This window comes from Candidatus Omnitrophota bacterium, from assembly GCA_016209275.1.
Classification (GTDB): Bacteria; Omnitrophota; Gorgyraeia; order Aquiviventales; family Aquiviventaceae; genus JACQWM01.
Genome location: JACQWM010000032.1, coordinates 1 through 19,769, shown reverse-complemented (window position 1 = coordinate 19,769; position 19,769 = coordinate 1). Strand labels below are relative to the sequence as shown.

Genomic DNA, 19,769 nt, shown 5'->3' with positions numbered 1-19,769 from the left:
ATGGAGTAGATGTCATGGTGCGGCGGCGGCGAGATCAACGAAATGCCCGGAATCGTATGCCGCACGCGGGCGATATCTGGTGCCACTTTATGCCCGGGAAGCTGGCCGCCCTCGCCCGGCTTGCTGCCCTGCGCCATCTTGATCTCCAGCTCGCGCGCCGACATCAAATATTCCGGAGTCACGCCGAAGCGGCCCGAGGCCACCTGCTTAATCGCGGAATTCTTATTTCTCGTCGGGTCGGTCGAATGATACCGCGCTGGATCTTCCCCGCCCTCGCCGGAGCCGGATTTCCCGCCGATGCGGTTCATCGCCATCGCCAGCGTTTCATGCGCCTCCAGCGACAGCGCCCCGTACGAAATGCTCGCCGTGTTAAAGCGCCGCATGATGGCCTCAACCGGCTCCACCTCCTCAATCGGCACCGCCGGACCCAGCGGCTTGACCTCCAGCAAATCGCGCAGCACCATCGGCGGACGCGTGTTCACCGCGGCCGCGAACTTCTGGTACGAGTCGTAGTCGCTCAGCCGAATCGACTGCTGCAAGTGGCGCACCATCTCCGGGTTAAACGCATGGTATTCCCCGTCGCGCCGGTACTTGTAGAAGCCGCCGGATTCCAGGTGCAGCGGCTCCTCCGCCTCGTACGCCTCGCGGTGCCACGCCAAGGCCTCCTCGGCCAGATGCTCATACGTGATCCCGCCGATGCGCGAGACGGTGCCGGGAAAACACTCTTCGATCAGCTCCTGGGAAATGCCCAGCGCCTCGAAGATCTGCGCGCCGCGGTAGCTGCCCACCGTCGAGATGCCCATTTTGGACATGATCTTGAGCACGCCTTGCTCGATCCCTTTCTTGAAGTGCACGAGGATCTGCTCGAACGTCTCCGGCCCCAGCCGCTGGGCCATCTGCAGCGATGTGATCGTCTGGTAGCACAGATACGGATACACCGCGGCCGCGCCATAGCCGATCAGACACGCCACTTGATGCACGTCGTGCGTCTCGCCGCTTTCCACGACGATGGAGGCTTTCATCCGCCGGCCGGTGCGGATCAGGTGATGGTGCACGGCCGCCGTCGCCAGCAGTGCTGGCATCGGCGCTTGCTGCCGATCCACGCCGCGGTCGCTCAAGATCACGATCGTCGCCCCGGCATCCACCGCCTTGACCGCGGCCTCGCGCAGCGTCGCGACCGCCCGGCGCAATCCCGCCGGCCCATCGGCCACGGAGAAAAAGATCGGCAGGGTCGTCGCTTTCACATCTGGATAGCGCAGCGAGCGGATGGCGGAAAATTCCTGCGGCAGCAGCAGCACACTCGTGCCCAGCAGCAGCCGCTTCGCCGCCGGGCCCTCCTCCAGCAGATTCGGCCGCGCCCCCATCAGGGTATTAAGCGACATCACCAGCTCTTCGCGGATCGGATCAATCGGCGGGTTCGTCACCTGAGCGAAGAGCTGCTTGAAATACGTGCACAGCCACTTCGGCCGCGCCGAGAGCACCGACAGCGGCGCGTCATCGCCCATCGACCAGACCGCCTCTTTGCCGGTCTTGGCCATCGGCTCAATCACCATCTGCAATTCTTCGTCGGTGTAGCCGAAGGCGCGCTGGTGCCGCCGCAGCGACTCTGGTTCCGTAATCACCTCATCCGCGATATTGCCGTTGAGGATCGACGCCATCGGCAGGAGCGATTGCTGCACCCAGGCCTGATACGGCTTGGCGTTGGCGTACTCCCGCTTGACCTCCTCGTTTTTCAGCAGCGCCTTGCGCCGGGTATCGACGGCGATCACATGCCCTGGCCCGAGCCGGCCCTTCTCGATAATCTTCGAGGGCTCCACCTCCACGATGCCCACCTCGGAGCCCATGATGACCACGCGGTCGTTCGTCACCCAGTAGCGCGCCGGCCGCAGGCCGTTGCGGTCCAGGGTGGCTCCAACCACCTCGCCGTCGGTAAAGGCGAGGGCGGCGGGCCCATCCCACGGCTCCGTCAGCATCGCGTGGTACTGGTAGAAGGCGCGCACCAGCGGATCCAGGTCAAACTCGCGCATGCCCTGCCACGCATCGGGGATAAGCATCATCATCGCGTGCAGCAAGTCCCGGCCGGACATCGTCAGCAGCTCCAGCGCGTTGTCCAGGCTCATGGAATCCGAGCCGCCCGGCTGCACAATCGGCAGCAGCTCCTTCAGCTCCTTGCCCCAGAGCGCGCTGATCAGCTCCGGCTCGCGCGCGGCCATCCAGTTCCGATTGCCTTGCAGGGTGTTGATCTCGCCGTTATGCCCGAGGTAGCGAAAGGGCTGCGCTAAGAACCAATTGGGGAAAGTGTTCGTCGAGTAGCGCTGATGAAACAGGGTGATCGCCGAGACGTAGTCCGGATCGGCCAAGTCGGGGTAAAACAACTCGAGCTGGGGCGCGACGAGCAGCCCTTTGTAGACGATGGTGCGCGAAGAAAACGATGGGATGTAGCTATTCGCAACGTGTTGCTGCTCCCACGCCTTCTCGATGCGCCGGCGGATGAGGAACAGCCGCCGCTCAAACTCAAGGCCAGCGCCCACAGCCTTGGGGCGCTGCATCAGCACATGCGCAATCTCTGGCAGCGTCTTGAGCGCTTTGTCACCCAAGACGGAAGGATCCACCGGCACCTCGCGCCAGCCGATCAGCGTAACTTGGCCGCGCGCGATCTCCGCCTCAACAATGTGTCGCGCCGCAGCCGCCGCCTTGGCGTCTTGCGAAAGGAACAGCACTCCCACCGCGAGGTCGCCGGGGGCCACCGGGCTCGCCTGCAACTGCTTCAGCGCCTTCGCAAACAGCGGCTGCGGGATCTGGGTGGTCACCCCGGCCCCATCGCCGGTCTTGGCGTCAGCGGAGAGCGCGCCGCGGTGGGTCACGTTGCACACGCACTGCACCCCCCATCGGACGATCTGGTGGCTGGCGATCCCATCAATGGAGGCGACAAAGCCCACCCCGCAGGAGTCGCGCTCCATCGACGGGTCAAACAACCCAATGGGCTGTGGCGTTCGGAACATCGGCATAGCAGAATATTTTATCGTGATTTTGGAGGGCGCGCAGCAGAAAACGGCTTGGGCAGTCTGGGGACCCAGCCAGGCACGTGCCGGCGGTACGCTTCGTACGGAGTTCCGAAGCGCTTGACCAGCTTGGGTTCCTCGACCAGCCTCACATAGAGGATGAGGGCCGCCGCCACCTGCGCGCTATAGAGGAAGACCGCGGTTGATTCGTAGAGTGCCGCCTGCCCGCCCAGCAAAAGGAGCACGCCGAGCGCCATCGGGTTGCGCACGACCCGGTACGGGCCGGCCACCACAAACCGCTGGGGAGGCGCAAACGGCAGGGGCGTGCCCTTCCCAATGACGCGAAAGAGGGTCACGCACCACGCCGCCAGTCCCAGCCCGTTGAGCATGAGCCACAGGCCGAGCCATTGGAGCGCGTGCCCATGAAACTCAAAGGAGCCTTCCGGCTGCCGCAGCGACCAGGGCAGCGCCACGAAAAATATCGCCACGATCGCAAGCCACAGCGCCGTCTTCATCGTCCTCGGAGGGCCTGTTGCGTGGCAAACGCGAGCAGTGCGGCACGCAAAAACCGCTTCGCCTGCAGCTGAATCCCCGGACAGCGGCTTTCGCGCGGCCCAGCCACATTCAGCGTGGTGATGCGGTGCGTGGCGGCCCATTGCGCCACCACCTCAGGATGCGGCTCTTCCGTCAGATCCAGCACCAGGCAAGGCCGTCCCAGCTCGCGGGCGATGTCCACCGTCTGCGCGGTTCCTCCGCTGAGCGCTCCGCGCGTCAGCACCAGCGTGCCGCGCGCATCCCGCACATTCCAGCGCGTCCGCTGATAGTACTCCTCGGATGGGGTGTCGTTCAGCGGATAGCGCAGCGGGATCTTGCCGTCTTCGGCGCGCCGCCCCTTCGGGCACCAGCCGCCGCAGGGAATGCGCAGCTCAAGGGCTGCATCGAGTGCGGCTCGATCCACCCCGGTCTGCCCGCCGGAGATCATCCGCTTGATCATCAGCGGTGATACCGGATGATGCAACCCACGAGCACGCTGAACAGGGCGAGGTTCACGACCGAGAACGCCTTATACACGGGATCGACGGAGACGAGCGCTGAGGGAAACATCAGCAGCAGGCACGCTTCCACGCCGACGGCCCAGGCCAGGCTGATATCCTGCGATGATTTGCGCCGGATGATCCGCGCCATCAGCGGAATATTCCACAACGGCAGGATGACGGCGGCGATCAGCCCGATGGTTTGGATCATGCCATGAGCCCGCGGCTTACGGGCGCGGCCGATGCTGGATCAAGAACTCCTGATCCTGCGGCGCGATCTCCAGAATGCGCACGCCGGTTTCATACGCGTGCGGCGCGTCATCCTGGCCGAATAAGAGGAGCGGGCCGCTCCAGACCACCTCGGCGGTGCAGCGCACCGGCTCCGCCCGCTGGGGAAATTTGACTTCGAGCTTCAAGACGGTGCCGGGGGTCAGGCGCAACTTGGTGAAAAATCCCATCCCGCCGCCGCTGATATTGCGGGTCAACGCGCTCGAGACCTCTGCGGCATCCGCCACGGCATAGCGCATGTCCAGCCATGTCGTGAACCGGACGAACCGGCGCCGCTCCGCCCCCTTCGCGTCATCAGTCATGCGGAGCCCCGCAGGAAGCGATCGATGCTGCGGGCGGCGTGGCGGCCCTCGGCGATCGCCCAGACCACGAGGGATTGCCCGCGGCGCAGATCGCCGGCGGCGAAGACGCGCGGGATGGACGTGCCGTACGCTGCGTCGGTGGCGACATTGCCGCGCGCGTCATACCGCACCTTCGCCTCATCCAGCAGCCCTAGATGCTCCGGCGAGACGAATCCCATCGCCAAGAGGACGAGGTCGGCGTCGATGTCGCATTCGGTGCCAGGCAGCTCGCGCATCAGCGGCTTGCCGGATGGCTGCGGCTGCGACCATTCCACCTGGAGGCAGGAGAGCGCGCGCACCCGTCCCTGCGCGCCGAGAAATTTTTTCGTCTGGATGGACCACAGCCGCTCCCCGCCCTCGGCATGGCTGGAAGACGTTCGGAGAATCGACGGATAATCCGGCCACACATCCGTCGGCCGGCGCCGCTCCGGCGGCTTCGGCAGCAGCTCAAGCTGCACGACGCGCTTCGCCCCCTGGCGATGGGCAGTCCCCACGCAATCGGCCCCGGTATCCCCGCCCCCGATCACCGCGACCGTCTTCCCCTTGGCATCGATGCGCTGGCTCGGCGGAATGGCCTCGCCGGCGACGCGCCGGTTGGATTGCGTCAGATACTCCATGGCAACATGAATGCCCGACAAGCCGCGCCCCTCGATGGGCAGATCGCGGGGGGCGCGGGCACCCCCGGTCAAACAGACCGCATTAAACGCGCTCAGGCAGGCTTCCCACCGGTAGTCCACGCCCACGTTCACGCGAGCCGAAAAATGGATGCCCTCGGCTTCAAGAATCTTCAGCCGGCGGTCGATAACCCATTTTTCCAATTTGAAATCCGGGATGCCGTAGCGGAGGATGCCGCCGAGCTTGTCGTCGCGCTCAAAGACGGTCACCTCATGGCCGGCCTTGTTGAGCTGATCGGCGCACGCCAAGCCCGCTGGCCCTGAGCCGATCACGGCCACAGACTTGCCCGTGCGACGGCGCGGCGGATGCGGCTGCACCAAGCCGGCGGCAAATGCGTGCTCGATAATCGCCAGCTCATCTTCACGGATCGTCACCGGGCTGTCGTTGATGTTCAAGACGCAGGATGATTCGCAGGTGGCCGGGCACACGCGGGCGGTGAACTCCGGAAAATTATCGGTGGCTTGCAGCACGCGGTAGGCCTCGGCCCAGTTGCCCTGGGCGAGATGCTGGTTCCAATCGGGAATGTCGTTGCCGAGCGGGCAGCTCCAATGGCAGAACGGCAGGAAGCAATTGATGCAGCGCGAGGCCTGCTCGCGCGACTGCGGCTCGGGGCGCTGCTCGCTGACATCCTGGAAATCCCGGACGCGCTCCTCCACCGGCCGATAGGCGGCCGGGCGGCGCGCCACCGTGATAAACGCAGGGGAACCTTCAGCCATCACATCCCTCCAAGGTTTGCAGAAGAGGCCGCCTGCCGTGCGCTCGCCTACCGTGCGCGGCGGGGCAGGTCTGCCGTAAGAGGATTATAGCTGACTTCGCTGAAGTACGTCCAGGTCGTCCCGTTGAGGGCCGGCTCGCTGCGGGGGCGCGCGTACCAGCCATCGCTGAAGGTGTGGATGGCCATCGCCGCGTTGGTATTCGGCACCGCCATTCCGCCGACGCTCTGCCGCGCGGCATAGCGCAGCACCTCGGCATGGGCGAGTGCGGCTTTCATCCGCAGCGCCCGAGCAAGCGCGGCATCGCCATGCCGCTCAAACCACGGCGCCCATGTCTGATATGCCACGCTGACCTGCTCGGTCCCCTCCAGCCATCCGGTGCGGGGACGCCCGGCATCGCGAGCGCCTTTGGCGTCGGTGTAATCATAGAGCGCGCTGCCCGGCACCTGGAACTGACGCTCAAGCGCTGTGATATGGCCGCGCGCCCACGACGCCAAGGCCTCGGCCGTGGCAAACGCGCCATCGTCAAGATGCGACTCGGGTCCGACGAGCAGCGCATGCGTGTACACATCCAGCGCTTGCTCAGGATCTGAGAGCCCGCGCTCGGTCAGATGCGCCCCTAGCCACCGCCGCACCGCGCGTTGGTCCTGAGCGAGCCGCTGTCGTTGCGGGCCCTCAGGCAGCCGGCGGGTCGCCATGCGCAAGGCGGCGTAGTAGACCCAATTATGCTCGACGGACATCAGATAATTCCACGCGTTGTCCTGATGGCTCATCACGATGCCGCCGTCGATGTGCCGCAAGCTCGTATGCGCCCAGTCCAACAAGGCGATCCCTTTCTTGACGGCGGCGCGGTCGCCGCTGGCTTCCCCATAGCGCATCAGCGCGATGGCGATCCACAGGATCGGACCGGCATGAGACCGGGCTTCCAGCGCAGGCCGCCGCTGATCGATCAGATACGCGGTGTTAAAGTGGAACTCGCGCGCGCTCGGCAGCGGCATGCGCACAAACGTCGAGAGGGCTTGCTTGGCCTGCTTCATCTTTCCGGCGTGGGCGAGGATGAGCGCTGAGGTGGCCACATCATAGGTGAAGGCGACGCGCTCAAGACGATGGTCGCGGGTCTGCGTGAAACTCTCCGGCAGGCCGGTCGACGGGTCTTGAACGTTCGTGACGTAGGCGGCGAGTTGCGCGCTCAGCGGCGAGGCGGGAAACAACGACGCTTCGGCTTCTTCGGCGCAGGCGGTGGATGGGGGCAGGAGCAGCATCAGGATTCCGAGATCGAAGACCACCTGAAGAAAGCGCTTCCTTCCGTCCATAACGCGAGGCGTGATCCTGGTTGCGTCCGTGAGTCATTCTGGTGTGCATGTCAGGTTTACCTGATGGGCATGTGAAAAAACAAGAGTCAAAAAAAATTTTCTTTGCGTGTGTAAAGAAGTTAACAATGGCCCTTTCGCTGAGATTTAGTGGACTTCTGAGGATTTGGTAACGGAAAGCAAGGCGTGTAGCAGATCCATCGAGGTGATGATGCCAACGAGCTTGCCGCGGCGGGTCACGAGAATGCGATGGATGCGCTGCTGAAGCATGCAGCGCGCCACGTCATCAATCGGGGTGGCATCTTCTATCATGAACGCCGCGGGCGTCATGACATCCCGCACGATGACCCCCTCCGGCGTTTCTAGTTCCATGTGGCTCACCAGCACCTCCCCGTCGGATTCGTGGTAATAGCTGGGGGACTGGGCGCTCGCCGACGGTGCGCGTCGCTGGTAGCGGATGAGATCGGTCTGCGAGATCACGCCGATCACATTGTCGTTATCATCCACGACGGGCGCTCCCGTGATCTGACGCTCCACGAAGAGTCGCAACACTTCCTCGATGATCATCGTGGGAGTGACGGTCATCACGGGTTTATGCATCACATCTTTGGCGATGAGGCGTTTGGCCTTGTGTCGCCCAATCATCGCTGATTCCCTCAGCCCTTCTGTGCAGCCTGGGCGGCAGCGATGGCTTCGAGCACGTCTTTCATTTGCTGTTCCGCGAGGTGCACCCCCGTCCGCGACCACTCTTTTCGAGCGGCGAGCGCGATATCGTTCAGCGACAGCACACCGACGAGACGGCCGCCGTCGACCACAGGAAGCCGGTGCACCGCACATTGCTCCATCGCTTGGGCTGCCTCTCGCAGATCCGCATCCGGCGCGATCACCTTCGGATCGCGGCTCATGCAAGCTTCCACGCGCACCTGGTTGGCCAGCGTGGGCGTCTTGGTCAGAAAGAGGGCGATGTCCCGATCCGTCACCACACCCACCACCTGCTTGGTCGTCTGGCTGTCAACGACTGGGACAAAACCGCAACGCCTCCGCCGCATAATCTCCCCGACGAGATCGCACGTATCGAACGGGCAACAGGCTTCAGGGTTGGCAGTCATCAGCTCGCGAACTTGCATGAGATATCTCTCCTTATAGTGCGCCTCATCGTTCGCCCGGACCTCTTACCGTGCATGCAACATCGCTGGAGCGCAATCCGCGAGCGCGCTCTCGTCCGTCGCCGTGATAGGCCCGCAATGATTCTGAATATTCTTTCAAGCAGCTTTCAATTCGGGCATTCATCGTGCCATCTGGAAACCGCCCATCCAAACCGCGAACGCCGGCAACCTGCCCAGTGAGCACTTCTAGGCCCTCATCGATCGTCGTAATCGCCCAGAGATGAAACTTGCCGCACGCAACCGCCTCGATGACGTCCTCGCGCAGGACTAAGTGCTGCACGTTGCCCTGCGGAATCACCACACCTTGCTCACCGGTTAATCCCTTGGCGCGGCAGACATCAAAAAATCCCTCGATCTTTTGATTGACTCCGCCGACGGCTTGCACCTGACCGTGCTGATTGACGGAACCGGTGACCGCGATGCCCTGCTTGATCGGCATCTGGGCAAGCGATGAGAGCAGCGCGTAGAGTTCTGCGCAGGAGGCGCTGTCACCCTCCACCCCTTCGTAGCTCTGCTCGAACACCAGCCGTGCCGCGATGCTGAGCGGCTGTTGCCGCAGATAGGTTTGCCCGAGAAAACCGCTGAGGATCATGACGCCTTTGCTGTGAATCGGCCCGCTGAGTTTGACTTCCCGCTCAATATCCACCACCCCTTCGCTGCCCGGCCAGACGCTCGCGGTAATCCGGTGGGGACGTCCAAACAAATAATCTCCCACGTCGATGATGGACACGCCATTGACTTGGCCGATGGCGGCTCCCTCAGTATCGATCAACAACGCGCCTCGGGCGATCCACTCTCGGATCTTTTCTTGAATCAAATTCGAGCGGTACACTTTTTCGTCAAGCGCCTTGCGCACATGGCGCTCGCTGATCACCAGCGCCTTCTCCTGCTCCGCCCAGAAGGCCGCCTCATGCAGCACATCCGTCAACGCGCCGAAATGCGTTGAGAGTTTCTGCTGATCCTCGCAGAGGCGCGAGGCGTGCTCCAGCAGCATGGCAGCCGCGCTCGCATCCAGCGGCTTGCATGGTTGCTTCCGACAGAACGTCGCGAAAAACGTGAGAAATTCTCGCACGCTCGTCGGATTCCGAGGGACCGCGGTGTCAAAATCCGCCTTCACTTTAAACAATTCAGAGAACTTCTCATCATGCGCGTGCAGCAGGTGGTAGAGGAGCAGCGGCCCCACGAGCACCACTTTGACAGTTAACGGAATCGGCTGAGGGCGCAGGCTTTTGCTCACCAAAATCCCCAAACGTTCCGCGAGCTCCTCGATCTCGATCTGGCGGCTGCGCAGAGCGAGCTTCAACCCCTCCCAACTGAACAGATTGCGCAGCACATCTTCCACTTGCAATACCAGATAGCCGCCGTTGGCGCGGTGCAACGCGCCAGCTTTGATCATGGTGAAATCGGTGTACAATGCTCCCAACTGGCTCTCTTTCTCCACGCGGCCAAACAAATTATTGAAGGTGGGGTTCAATTCTACCTCGACGGGCGCGCCCTTGACGTCCCCATGGTCCACGAGGACGTTCACGTCGTACTTCTTCAACGGACGTTCCTGTAACCAGGGGGCAATCGCCCTGAGGCCCTTTACTGATGCGACTTCTTCGGCCACAGTCCCCGGCTTGAACACGTCGAGATTTTTCAAAATGTCCTCTTGTGCCGCCTTCAGATAGGCCATGACGTCTGGCAGTTCGGGGTATTGCTCGATCAGGTCGTCGATCAGTCCCCCAACAACACACAGCGCAAGCTTCTGATCGATCGCCTGGAGCTTCTCCTTCGCCTCGCGCTCCAGCTGGCGGACCTGCTTCATCATGACTTTCAGATCTGCATTAACCATCTTGCGTTTGCGTTCCAACTCCTCCTGGGCCGCCTCGGGCAACGCCTCGAGTTCTTCTTCCTTCATCCGTCGGCCATTGCGCAGAGGAATCGTGATAATACCCACCGGAGTCTCATGGAGCTCAAACCCCAATTTCTCCGCCCGCTTGGTGAGCCCATCAAGGAGTTCGGCGCGCTGCCGGTCCAATGCTTTGGTGATTTCCTCCCGTCGGCCGGTGTAATCTTCGCTCTCAAAGATTTTCGGGATTTGCGTGCTGATGTGCTCCATGAGATCCTTCATATCCCGCTGGAGCACGTGTCCTCGGCCTGCTGGAAGTTTGATGGCCACCGGCTGGTAGGGATCACCGAAGTTGTTCACATAGCACCAGTCCGGCGGCCTGAGTTGCTGGCGCGCTCTTGCTTTAAGAAAAGACCGGACCGCCGTCATCTTGCCGATGCCAGGCGGACCCGCGACATAGATGTTGAAGCCATCGTTGGGGATGCCCAGCCCGAAATGCAAGGCAGAGACGGCGCGCTGCTGCCCCACAATCCCGTCGAGCGTGCCAAGCTCTTCGGTTGTTCCGAAGGTGAACATGGAAGGATCCCGTGGAGGCCGCAACACCTCTGCCGAAAGCCACGCGATCATGGGAGAGCTCCTTCACGTCCATCGCTGAAGACGCCGGGGCAGAGCGTTCCGCACCGCTCACAGGCACCGTTGTCTGTCAGGTGCCGCTCCTGAATGGCATAGCCATCTCGTGTGATGAGGAGGTGGCCGCAGCGGTGGCAGGACGTGTTCTGCCCGATGACGCCAGGGATGTTGCCGGTGTACACAAACCAGAGTCCATTGTCCATAGCGATCCGACGCGCGGCGACCAAGGTCTGCGGCGGTGTCGGCGGATAGTCGCGCATCATCCAATCTGGATGAAACGCCGTGAAGTGCAGCGGCACCTCAGGCCCTAATTCGCGGACGATCCAGTAGCTGAGCTCGTCGATCTCCTGCCTGGAATCATTCAGCCCTGGAATGAGCAGCGTGGCAATCTCCAGCCACACGTTCGTGTGATGCTTCACATACTTCAGGGTATCGAGGACGGGCTGCAGATGGCCTCCGCAGATCGTCTGATAAAACCGATCGGAGAATGACTTCAGATCGACATTGGCGGCGTCCACGTGGCGATAAAATTCCTCGCGGGGCGCTGGACAGACGTAGCCGGCGGTGACCGCAACCGTCCTGAGACCTTGCGCATGACACGCACGGGCCACGTCAATCGCGTATTCATGGAAGATCACCGGATCATTGTAGGTAAACGCCACGCTGCGGCAGCCGAGGTGGACGGCGGATTGCGCGATAGTCTCTGGAGAAAAATGATTCGTCAGCGTGTCGAGTTCGCGTGATTTGCTGATCCTCCAGTTCTGGCAGAACTTGCAGGCGAGGTTGCACCCAATGGTGCCAAACGACAAAACGGTAGTGCCGGGGAGAAAATGGTTGAGCGGCTTCTTCTCAATCGGATCGATGCAGAAGCCGCTGGAGCATCCGTAGGAGGTGAGCACGATTTGGCCCTTGCGGCAGGCTCGCACAACGCACATGCCGCGCTGGCCTTCGCGCAAACGGCAAAAGCGGGGGCACAAATCGCATTGAATTAATCCATTCTCGTGGCGGTGCCAGTATCTCGTCGGCACCACGCTGGCAAACACACGCTCCTCATCCTCTCGCCGTCCCCTGAACGGCTTCGGAATATTTTCGGGTCGCACATCGACGGTCATTGCGGACTCCTGACCTATCGCAGCTCATGGTTCGTTGATCACACATCTGCTGACCAACGTATGGACGATTCAACGCTGCCTGCCAATCGCTGCCTCGGTGGAGGGAGAAGAGGGCCAGCCGGGCCGCGTCACCCTGCGTCCTCGAGCAGGCACTCATGAATAGCGACCGCTCCGCGCCCGCTCATTGTTATACGATGATGGGATTCGTGTGGCGTCTCCGTTGCTTGACAAGACCTTCTGCTTTGAGCCAGTCATCGAGCGCGTGGCCTTCCTCCCTCCCTCGCTGCTCGTACAGTTCATAGGCCACGCGAGCCACTTCACCATCATCAACGCTCATCGTCCCATCACCCTTGGTCTGCTGCCGCTTCAGCCACCCACGGCTATTGGCCATCATTTCCCCCTTCTTGTGTTTGCCTCTTCAACGCGCCGAGGCGATCGCTTCAACGATCTCTCCGAGCTTTTGCTCGGCCGTCCTCGATTCGGAATACGCCCACTGCTTGTCGGCCGCCACTGCGATGTCTTTGAGCGACAACACCCCGATCAGCCGGCCATGTTCAACCACCGGCAGCCGGTGAATCGCGAATTGCTCCATCAGTTTTGCGGCCTCTTCAAGGGTGGCGTCAGGCGCGATCGTCTTCACGCGCTTCATCATGCACTCCGCCACGCGGACCTCGCTGGAGAGCTTATTGGCTTCTCCCAACGCAAGCGCGATGTCCCGATCGGTCACCACGCCGACGATCTTCTTGGTGGCGTGACTATCGACGACAGGCACAAAACCGCAGTTGCGACGCCGCATAATCCCGATGACGACCGCACAGCTTTCGGTCGCCAAGCAGGCCTCTGGCTCTGCGGTCATCAGCTCACGAATGTGCATTGTCTCCTCCGTGTTATTTCACGTCAACTTTGATCTGCTTGGTTTTCGCCTCGGCGAACTTTGGCAGGGTAATTTCCAAGACCCCGTTTTTGTAGGACGCGTTCACCTTCGAGGCATCGACCCCAGCCGGCAGCGTAAAACTTCGGAGGAAACTGCCGTAGCTGCGTTCCATCCGGTACATCTTGCCTTCCTTGGTTGCTGCCTCTTCCTTCCGCTCTCCGCGAATGGTCAGCGCACCCTCCGAAACCTCGACGCTGATGTCTTCTTGTTTCATCCCTGGCAGATCCGCTCTCACCAGCAGGCGATCCTTTTCTTCTGTGATGTCCACTTCGGGAAACCATTGCCCGCCATCCGCAGGCATCGGCCACCGTCCTGGAAATGGCCGCCGCCCGAACCACTTCGTCATGTCTCGCTCAAGCTCCGTGAGATCCCGAAGCGGTTCCCACACATCCTCTCCCCACTTGATCAGAGCCATCGCGCACCTCCTGTTCACTCCAAAAAACACCAACGCTTCCCCGCATCACCGACGAGGAAGCGCCCTTGGTCTCATCGTCACCTCCGAGCCAAGCCGGACCTCTGATACCAGCGTTAGGATAACTCTACCTCTCGAAGCGTTCCATGACCCACCTCATAGCGCGGCAGCGACGAGGCGAGCAGCCGTTCACGGAGAATCTGGACGACGCGGAAGGCCGCCTGCCCATCCCAATACGACGGAATCCCGCCGGCTTTCCATTGCCCGGCCAGGATGGTCTCCACCGCCTCAAGAAGTTTGGCGCGATCCCACCCAATGAGCGCATTCGTGCCCTGCGTGATGGTGATGGGGCGCTCGGTGTTCTCCCGCATCGTCAGGCATGGAATCTTCAACACGGTGGTTTCTTCCTGAAGGCCTCCGGAATCTGTCATCACGAACCGGGCGTTGGCCACGAGCTTGATAAAATCGATATACCCGAGCGGCTCGATCATCGTCAGCCCCCTCATCTGCTCAAACGCCTCCAACAATCCATAGCTACGCATCTGGGCCCGCGCCCTGGGATGCACCGGATAGATGAGCGGACAATGATACGCGACATCTGCCAGGAGGCTGCGGATTTCCTCCAACGCCTCGCGGGTATCCACGTTGGAGGGACGGTGCAAGGTGACCACGGCATAGCGATCGCGCGTCAATCCAAGGGCTTTGAGGATTTCGGATTGATGGATGCGTGGCAGGTGAGACAACAGCGTATCAATCATGAGATTGCCCACGAGAAAGATCTCCCCTGGGCAATCGGCGGCGTGCTGAAGATGCTGCAGGCCGCTGGGCTCGCTCACAAAGAGAAAATCGGAGAGCGCATCGGTCACCACGCGGTTGATTTCCTCGGGCATGCGCCGGTCAAAACTGCGCAAGCCTGCTTCGATGTGCGCGACCTTGATGCCGAGTTTGGAGGCGACCAGCGAACAGGCCAACGTGGAATTGACATCGCCGACGACGATGACCAGCTGCGGCTGCTCGCTGAGTATTACGCGCTCGAACTCGACCATGATCCGAGCCGTCTGGGCGGCCTGGGTGTCTGATCCGACATTGAGATTGATATCCGGCGTTGGGATCTCCAGATCCCTGAAGAAGACCTCGGACATGTCAACATCATAATGCTGCCCGGTGTGCACCAAGCAGACCTCGAAGAGATCCGGGTGCTGAGCGAGGGCGCGCATGAGCGGAGCGATCTTCATGAAATTCGGCCGCGCGCCAGCCACCACCATCACGTTGATCGCCATTGTGTCGCTCCGCGTTTGCCCATCAGCATCGCTGAGAGCACCATGCCAAGGAAGACCGTGTTCGTCACCGCATACCGCTTCCACATGCGGCCAGGTTCGCACAAGAGCCGATGCAACCACTCCAAGCCGCACCGCTGCATCCACCGAGGGGCCCGCGTCGTCTTGCCGGCCATCACATCGAAGCTGCCCCCCACGCCCATCAGAAATGGCACGGCCATGAGGTCCGCGTATCGCCTTAGGAAGAACTCTTTCTTGGGGCTGCTCATGGCCACAAACAGCATGTCTGCGCCGGAGGCCTTGATCGCTTGCACGACGCGCGGTTCCTCCTCCGGGCTGAAATAGCCGTTGCGCCATCCGGCGATCTGCAGCGTGGGATAGTCTCGTCGGCAACGCGCGACGATCTCCGCCACAACATCCTGGGACGCGCCCAAGAAATAGACGCGATAGCCGCGCTGGGCCGCCCGCGGCAGCAGCTGCACAAAGAGATCAATGCCGGCGACGCGCTCCGGGATCTTCAGGCCAAGCCACCGAGCGCCCCAGACAATGCCTTGCCCATCAGCGTTGATCAATCCGCAGGCATTGACGATCTCGCGCAGGATGGGGTCGCGCTGCATCATGACCAGCTTGGCCACGTTGACCACGACGTGTTGCGTCACGCGACGACTGCGGATGATCTCATCGACGCGCGTCAGCGTCTCTTCCATGGTCAGCGGATCGAGCTGGGCGCTAAAAAACGCCACGCGATGCCTCACGCCGGCGATGCCGCACATGGCTCCACCTCACAGGCCACCGCCAGGGCCGCCAACGCAGAAAACATCTGCGCTTGCGGCCATCGCAGATATGGAAAGTCGTGGCGCCGCCCCCCGCGGTACACCCGGGTCACAAAATAGCCTTGCGGGCGTTGGTAGTCGGCGATGGCGACGTATGCGAGCCGAGCGCTGACGTCCAGCGCCTCTGGAATCTTGTGGGAGAGTGCCGGGCCCAGTCGAATACCCTCGGCGTAGTCATAGAGCTCGCGCCGAACGATGTGGGTGCGCCCTGTGGCGAAGGGCCGCGGCTGGCCTGAGCGGTCAAGCAGCGCCTGACGGTAGAACGCGTATCCGCGCTCAATCGCCTCATCGAGCTGTGGGTCGTCCACGAACAGACTGATGCGCCCAAGGCAATTCAGCACGAAGCAGGTATGGAAATTATCGATGAAGGCGTCCGATCCGCGATCCGCCGCATAGGGCCATGCGCCATCAGCCCGCTGCGTTTCAAGCACAAAACGGAGATTGCGCCACGCAGCCTCGCGATACTCGCGCTCACGGAAGCGCCGCCAGCCATCCATCAACATCCAGGCGCGCAGCGCGCTGGCATTCACGACACGGCTTCGATCCAAGGGAGAATAGCTGGTGGCGGCCGCCCCGTCGAACGTGACGGTTTGATGGAGATTGCGGAGGGCAAACTGCAAGGCCGAGGCGGCAGCGTCTTCATAGACATGTTCGTGCGTGACATCGGCGAGCCTCATGAGGGCTTCGTAACAATCGGGCACGACGGTGATGTAGGGTGTGGCCTTCGGCCAGAAGCCGCGGCAATTCTGCCAATCAAACGGGTAGCCCCAACAGCGGCCGGCATACCCATCACCACTGGCATCCAGCAGACAGCGGCCGAGCCGCCGCGCGCGATCAAGCAGTTCTGGATTGCCGTTCACGGTATGCCACTGAAGATAGCCCAAGGCGAGATGGGCATCGACGCTGGGAAATCGCGTTGGCGCCACCAGCCAACGTCTGGCTGCTGGCGCCGCCCACTCCATGGCCACCAACGGAGCGACGAACGGGGCTCCGATCCATCTGGAATGATAAAACACCGTTCGGGCGAATAATCCATACGGGGTTCCCCAGACGTCATAGGGATCGTAGCTCAACTCTCCATGCTGATTCAGCCACCCCACAAACCGTTCAAGACTTGACTCCACCATCTCCATCATCGAGCCACCGAGGTGATGAGCGACGCGGCCCGGGCGGCGATGTGATCCCAGGTCTGCTGCCGGGCATACGCCATGCGGGCAAGGCGCGCCGCCGCGTTGGGGGCATCAATGAGGGCTTGCTGCAATTGCTGGTTGAATTCTCGCGGGCTGTGCGCGACAGCCACCAGTCCCTGCAAGAAGGCGAGGTGCCGAAGGGCCACGGACACAATGGGTTTTCCCGTCGCCAGATACTCCAACAGTTTTTTCGGATTCCGATAGTCATTGAACCCGTCGCCGGTTTGATAGTAGAGCCCGCAGCAGGTAAACGCCTTGCCATACTGCGGCAGCGTCTCATAGGGCCGGCGGCCGAGGAAATAGACGTTCGGCAAGGCGTTCAGACTCGAGACATCCATCGCCACCTCGCCGAGAAACACCAAGGAGATCTCAGGATTGCGTTCGGCCAGATAGCGGATCAAAAACAGATTTAAGTCGCGCACCAACCCGAAGTAGCCGACGATCGGCCTGGGAATGTCGCGCAGATCCTCCGGCTCAGGGGTCACAGGATGTTGGGCGGCGGCGAAATGCTCGAAGTCGACACCGTGCCCGAGGTACAGCGTCTTGGCGTTGTAACTGCGCCGCTCTTCAACCAAATCTTCATTGACGAAGAAAGCGAGATCGGCCGCGCGCTGCAGCGCTGTCTCTTGGAGAAAGACTTCATACGCATCGGCTCCCGCGTACTGGGAGATATTGTCAACGCAGTAGTACACCAGGCATTTGGCTCGCCGATTCAGGGCCAAGGCGACATCTTTGACCGTCGGCAGCGTGACCCAGAGGATCGGCCGTCGCATGCGAAGTGCCCAGAGCAGCACGCGCAATTGGATCAGCAGCAGGACGGTGTTCACCCATGTGATGCGGGCCCGCCATCGCCCGAGCATGGGCAGCGCGATCGGGGTCAGCACGAGAATGCCTTCAGGACTCCGGCGGAGATACCGAGTCAGACTGCCGAGCTTTCTGAAAAGTTTCTTCCAGAACACGCGGCCCTGCCTGGGGCTGGGAGCCGCCACCCCAATCGAATTGACGAAGAGGACCCGGTTCTGCGCGGCAAAGGCCTTCATTAAATGAAAATTCGAATGCGGGTTGTGGTACCACCAGTCTTCGCCGGCGAAACACACGATGTCTTCGCCGATGAGCGCCATCGGCGGAGACGCCACCGTCATCTCCGCGCCCGGCGCGTAGGGATCAGGCTGCAACAGGATGGGGGGCATGCGCAGGCTCCGATGGCGTGTGTGACACCACGTACATTCCGATGAGGGCCCACAGATACCAGTGAATCACCACATAACTCGCCAAGTTCTCTGTGAGACTCATCAAAAGAAACGCTGGGATAAAACAGATCAACAATCCGGCGAGTTTCGCCGGTAGGCTCTCGGGTGGAAACATCTGCCGATGCCGAATCGCATGCATGAGGAGGTAGAGGTACGGCGCGAAATAGGCGACCACCCCGACAATGCCCGCTTCGAGGAACCATCGCAGATAATCGTTGTGCGCGCCAAGATGCTCTCTGACCATCCGGTAGTCCGCGTTGAGGCCATAGCCGAAGAATGGACGCTGAACCCCCCGCTTCATGAGGTCCGACCACGTCTCCAAGCGCCAGCCTAAGGAGCTTTGCTCATTCACCGCCATGCGGTGTCCATACCGGCTCATCGTGTTAAGCACGTGCTGTTTGACCAGCGGAGTGATGGCGAGGAGCATCGTCAAGGCGATCAACGGCAGAAGCCATGCGCGTTTGAACAGCAGCGCGTAGAGGCCGCTCATCATCAAGGCCGCGGCCCAGCCGCTGCGAGTCTTGGTCAGCAACAGGGCGCCGAGCAACATGAGCAACGCGACGACTCTCCACCGGGATGCCCGACGATCATCGGCCGGCCGATCCACCTGGAATAACACGCAGCCGATCACGACCAGCAAGAAAAACGCCAGGATGTTGGGATGCTCGAACGTCCCTTCAAGCCGGCCGCCGTGCCGCGCGACCGTCCAGAACCCCCATCCAATCGGAATGATGGCGGAATAGAGCATGGCGCGCAGCAGTTGCCGCGCTTGGCCCGCGTCTTGGATATGCACGATGACCAGCAGCAAGATCGAGAACACCGAACCCAGCCGAGCGAGGACCTTCATGCCTTCGGCTTTATCATCCATCTGCGCCCACGCGATCACGGCCACGAACAAGAAGGTGACGTACATCCAAACAATCGGATGCTCGTGCAGACGATTGAAGGTGTTCGGACTCGCCAAGACATAGACCACCGTGGCCAGGGTAAGCCCCAGGGCGACCAATCCGCCAAGCCCGATATCAACCCCGGCGAGAGAGACGCGGACAGAAACCAGCAGCGGATCCAGGGCAGGCCGCAACAGCAGCAGGGCGCAGAGAAACCCCACGGCGTGCCTGAGGAACGCGTAGAGGACCAGCATGCTCAACAGCCCCCCCACCGTATAACGGAATGGCGCGCCGCTGACACTCAGCTGGCCAAGACCTACTCCTGCGAGGAGTCCCATCAACAGTTCTGGAATCAGCCGCCGCATGGTGTCTCTCTCATTGCACCGACCGGGAATAGACCGACCCGGCATATAACAAGACGTAGAGCCGCTGCCGCCGCGGATCGAATGCCATGGCTGCGGGCCCGGAATTCTCCGGCAATCCCGCGGTCAGATCGGTCCACGCCTTGCCGCCGTCGGCGGAGTGCCAAATTTGGCCACCGCTGCCCTCTCCCCATTGCACAACGCCAACCGCCAGGTGCGAGGGATCGCTTGGGTCAATCGCAATCGCCTCGCAGGTTTGACCCGACGCAAATCGTTTCAGTTCGGTCCAACTCATCCCATGATCCCGTGAGATGAACAGGGCCGGCGTTCCCTTGACACCCGCCGCATAGACGTCGCCAGTCGCGGAGATGGCCACGTCAAACACGCACGGCATCGCCGAGGCCAACGATGGCTCCCACGACGCCCCGTAATCGCTCGATCGATAGACGCCAATGCCTGATGCGCCGCACACACCCCAGAAGATTCGCGAAGGGGCTGTCGGATCAACAGCCAACCCGTTGT

20 protein-coding genes are annotated in these 19,769 nt (G+C 61.7%); all 20 read right to left on the bottom strand.

From position 1 onward, the window contains the following. Positions 1 to 3,002: glutamate synthase large subunit (gltB, locus tag HY737_04965; GenBank protein MBI4597738.1), on the bottom strand; the 3,002-nt coding region annotated here is incomplete at its 3' end. Positions 3,003 to 3,019: 17 nt separating this feature from the next. Continuing rightward, on the bottom strand, positions 3,020 to 3,517 hold the full coding sequence (locus tag HY737_04960; GenBank protein MBI4597737.1) for an isoprenylcysteine carboxyl methyltransferase: 498 nt from the start codon (positions 3,515 to 3,517) through the stop codon (positions 3,020 to 3,022). Beyond that, positions 3,514 to 3,996 (bottom strand): putative molybdenum carrier protein, encoded by a 483-nt coding sequence (locus tag HY737_04955; GenBank protein MBI4597736.1) that lies wholly within the window; start codon positions 3,994 to 3,996, stop codon positions 3,514 to 3,516. The genes HY737_04960 and HY737_04955 overlap by 4 nt, the downstream gene beginning before the upstream one ends. Next, entirely contained in the window at positions 3,996 to 4,247 is a 252-nt protein-coding gene (locus HY737_04950; GenBank protein MBI4597735.1) for a hypothetical protein, read from the bottom strand. The genes HY737_04955 and HY737_04950 overlap by 1 nt, the downstream gene beginning before the upstream one ends. A 16-nt stretch (positions 4,248 to 4,263) precedes the next feature. Beyond that, positions 4,264 to 4,626, bottom strand: coding sequence for a PilZ domain-containing protein (locus tag HY737_04945; protein MBI4597734.1), 363 nt, complete (start codon positions 4,624 to 4,626; stop codon positions 4,264 to 4,266). After that, positions 4,623 to 6,056: a glutamate synthase subunit beta gene (locus HY737_04940; GenBank protein MBI4597733.1), complete on the bottom strand. Its 1,434-nt coding sequence runs from the start codon at positions 6,054 to 6,056 to the stop codon at positions 4,623 to 4,625. The genes HY737_04945 and HY737_04940 overlap by 4 nt, the downstream gene beginning before the upstream one ends. Before the next feature lie 47 nt (positions 6,057 to 6,103). Then, positions 6,104 to 7,366: a hypothetical protein gene (locus HY737_04935; protein ID MBI4597732.1), complete on the bottom strand. Its 1,263-nt coding sequence runs from the start codon at positions 7,364 to 7,366 to the stop codon at positions 6,104 to 6,106. A 144-nt stretch (positions 7,367 to 7,510) separates the two neighbouring features. Beyond that, entirely contained in the window at positions 7,511 to 8,008 is a 498-nt protein-coding gene (locus HY737_04930; GenBank protein ID MBI4597731.1) for a CBS domain-containing protein, read from the bottom strand. Positions 8,009 to 8,019: 11 nt separating this feature from the next. Next, positions 8,020 to 8,490 (bottom strand): CBS domain-containing protein, encoded by a 471-nt coding sequence (locus HY737_04925; protein MBI4597730.1) that lies wholly within the window; start codon positions 8,488 to 8,490, stop codon positions 8,020 to 8,022. A 25-nt stretch (positions 8,491 to 8,515) separates the two neighbouring features. Beyond that, positions 8,516 to 10,987 carry an AAA family ATPase gene (locus tag HY737_04920; GenBank protein MBI4597729.1) on the bottom strand — a complete coding sequence of 824 codons (2,472 nt, stop codon included), beginning with the start codon at positions 10,985 to 10,987 and terminating at the stop codon, positions 8,516 to 8,518. Then, positions 10,984 to 12,102, bottom strand: coding sequence for an AmmeMemoRadiSam system radical SAM enzyme (gene amrS / locus HY737_04915; protein ID MBI4597728.1), 1,119 nt, complete (start codon positions 12,100 to 12,102; stop codon positions 10,984 to 10,986). Before amrS ends, HY737_04920 begins: the two co-directional genes overlap by 4 nt. 187 nt (positions 12,103 to 12,289) lie before the next feature. Continuing rightward, positions 12,290 to 12,493 carry a DUF2934 domain-containing protein gene (locus HY737_04910; GenBank protein MBI4597727.1) on the bottom strand — a complete coding sequence of 68 codons (204 nt, stop codon included), beginning with the start codon at positions 12,491 to 12,493 and terminating at the stop codon, positions 12,290 to 12,292. 27 nt (positions 12,494 to 12,520) lie between these two features. Next, positions 12,521 to 12,976, bottom strand: a complete 456-nt coding sequence (locus HY737_04905) for a CBS domain-containing protein (protein ID MBI4597726.1) — start codon at positions 12,974 to 12,976, stop codon at positions 12,521 to 12,523. Between the two features lie 13 nt (positions 12,977 to 12,989). Then, complete coding sequence (locus HY737_04900) at positions 12,990 to 13,451, bottom strand: Hsp20/alpha crystallin family protein (protein MBI4597725.1); 462 nt, start codon at positions 13,449 to 13,451, stop codon at positions 12,990 to 12,992. Positions 13,452 to 13,564: 113 nt separating this feature from the next. After that, on the bottom strand, positions 13,565 to 14,728 hold the full coding sequence (gene wecB, locus HY737_04895; GenBank protein MBI4597724.1) for a UDP-N-acetylglucosamine 2-epimerase (non-hydrolyzing): 1,164 nt from the start codon (positions 14,726 to 14,728) through the stop codon (positions 13,565 to 13,567). Continuing rightward, complete coding sequence (locus HY737_04890; GenBank protein ID MBI4597723.1) at positions 14,713 to 15,498, bottom strand: WecB/TagA/CpsF family glycosyltransferase; 786 nt, start codon at positions 15,496 to 15,498, stop codon at positions 14,713 to 14,715. Before HY737_04890 ends, wecB begins: the two co-directional genes overlap by 16 nt. After that, positions 15,477 to 16,694, bottom strand: coding sequence for a hypothetical protein (locus tag HY737_04885; GenBank protein ID MBI4597722.1), 1,218 nt, complete (start codon positions 16,692 to 16,694; stop codon positions 15,477 to 15,479). Before HY737_04885 ends, HY737_04890 begins: the two co-directional genes overlap by 22 nt. Then, entirely contained in the window at positions 16,691 to 17,938 is a 1,248-nt protein-coding gene (locus tag HY737_04880) for a hypothetical protein (protein ID MBI4597721.1), read from the bottom strand. Before HY737_04880 ends, HY737_04885 begins: the two co-directional genes overlap by 4 nt. Further along, positions 17,913 to 19,250 carry an O-antigen ligase family protein gene (locus HY737_04875; protein ID MBI4597720.1) on the bottom strand — a complete coding sequence of 446 codons (1,338 nt, stop codon included), beginning with the start codon at positions 19,248 to 19,250 and terminating at the stop codon, positions 17,913 to 17,915. The genes HY737_04880 and HY737_04875 overlap by 26 nt, the downstream gene beginning before the upstream one ends. Positions 19,251 to 19,260: 10 nt before the next feature. Then, on the bottom strand, positions 19,261 to 19,769 hold a 509-nt coding region (locus tag HY737_04870), incomplete at its 5' end, for a hypothetical protein (protein MBI4597719.1).

What these genes read in the sequence shown, in the direction of transcription:
- HY737_04955 (MBI4597736.1), bottom strand. Translation starts at nt 3,996, where the DNA reads ATGATCAAGCGGATGATCTCCGGCGGGCAGACCGGGGTGGATCGAGCC.
- HY737_04930 (MBI4597731.1), bottom strand. Translation starts at nt 8,008, where the DNA reads ATGATTGGGCGACACAAGGCCAAACGCCTCATCGCCAAAGATGTGATG.
- HY737_04905 (MBI4597726.1), bottom strand. Translation starts at nt 12,976, where the DNA reads ATGCACATTCGTGAGCTGATGACCGCAGAGCCAGAGGCCTGCTTGGCG.
- HY737_04940 (MBI4597733.1), bottom strand. Translation starts at nt 6,056, where the DNA reads ATGGCTGAAGGTTCCCCTGCGTTTATCACGGTGGCGCGCCGCCCGGCC.
- HY737_04885 (MBI4597722.1), bottom strand. Translation starts at nt 16,694, where the DNA reads ATGATGGAGATGGTGGAGTCAAGTCTTGAACGGTTTGTGGGGTGGCTG.
- HY737_04910 (MBI4597727.1), bottom strand. Translation starts at nt 12,493, where the DNA reads ATGGCCAATAGCCGTGGGTGGCTGAAGCGGCAGCAGACCAAGGGTGAT.
- HY737_04945 (MBI4597734.1), bottom strand. Translation starts at nt 4,626, where the DNA reads ATGACTGATGACGCGAAGGGGGCGGAGCGGCGCCGGTTCGTCCGGTTC.
- HY737_04875 (MBI4597720.1), bottom strand. Translation starts at nt 19,250, where the DNA reads ATGCGGCGGCTGATTCCAGAACTGTTGATGGGACTCCTCGCAGGAGTA.
- HY737_04920 (MBI4597729.1), bottom strand. Translation starts at nt 10,987, where the DNA reads ATGATCGCGTGGCTTTCGGCAGAGGTGTTGCGGCCTCCACGGGATCCT.
- amrS (MBI4597728.1), bottom strand. Translation starts at nt 12,102, where the DNA reads ATGACCGTCGATGTGCGACCCGAAAATATTCCGAAGCCGTTCAGGGGA.
- HY737_04935 (MBI4597732.1), bottom strand. Translation starts at nt 7,366, where the DNA reads ATGGACGGAAGGAAGCGCTTTCTTCAGGTGGTCTTCGATCTCGGAATC.
- HY737_04960 (MBI4597737.1), bottom strand. Translation starts at nt 3,517, where the DNA reads ATGAAGACGGCGCTGTGGCTTGCGATCGTGGCGATATTTTTCGTGGCG.
- HY737_04890 (MBI4597723.1), bottom strand. Translation starts at nt 15,498, where the DNA reads ATGTGCGGCATCGCCGGCGTGAGGCATCGCGTGGCGTTTTTTAGCGCC.
- HY737_04950 (MBI4597735.1), bottom strand. Translation starts at nt 4,247, where the DNA reads ATGATCCAAACCATCGGGCTGATCGCCGCCGTCATCCTGCCGTTGTGG.
- wecB (MBI4597724.1), bottom strand. Translation starts at nt 14,728, where the DNA reads ATGGCGATCAACGTGATGGTGGTGGCTGGCGCGCGGCCGAATTTCATG.
- HY737_04925 (MBI4597730.1), bottom strand. Translation starts at nt 8,490, where the DNA reads ATGCAAGTTCGCGAGCTGATGACTGCCAACCCTGAAGCCTGTTGCCCG.
- HY737_04880 (MBI4597721.1), bottom strand. Translation starts at nt 17,938, where the DNA reads ATGCCCCCCATCCTGTTGCAGCCTGATCCCTACGCGCCGGGCGCGGAG.
- HY737_04900 (MBI4597725.1), bottom strand. Translation starts at nt 13,451, where the DNA reads ATGGCTCTGATCAAGTGGGGAGAGGATGTGTGGGAACCGCTTCGGGAT.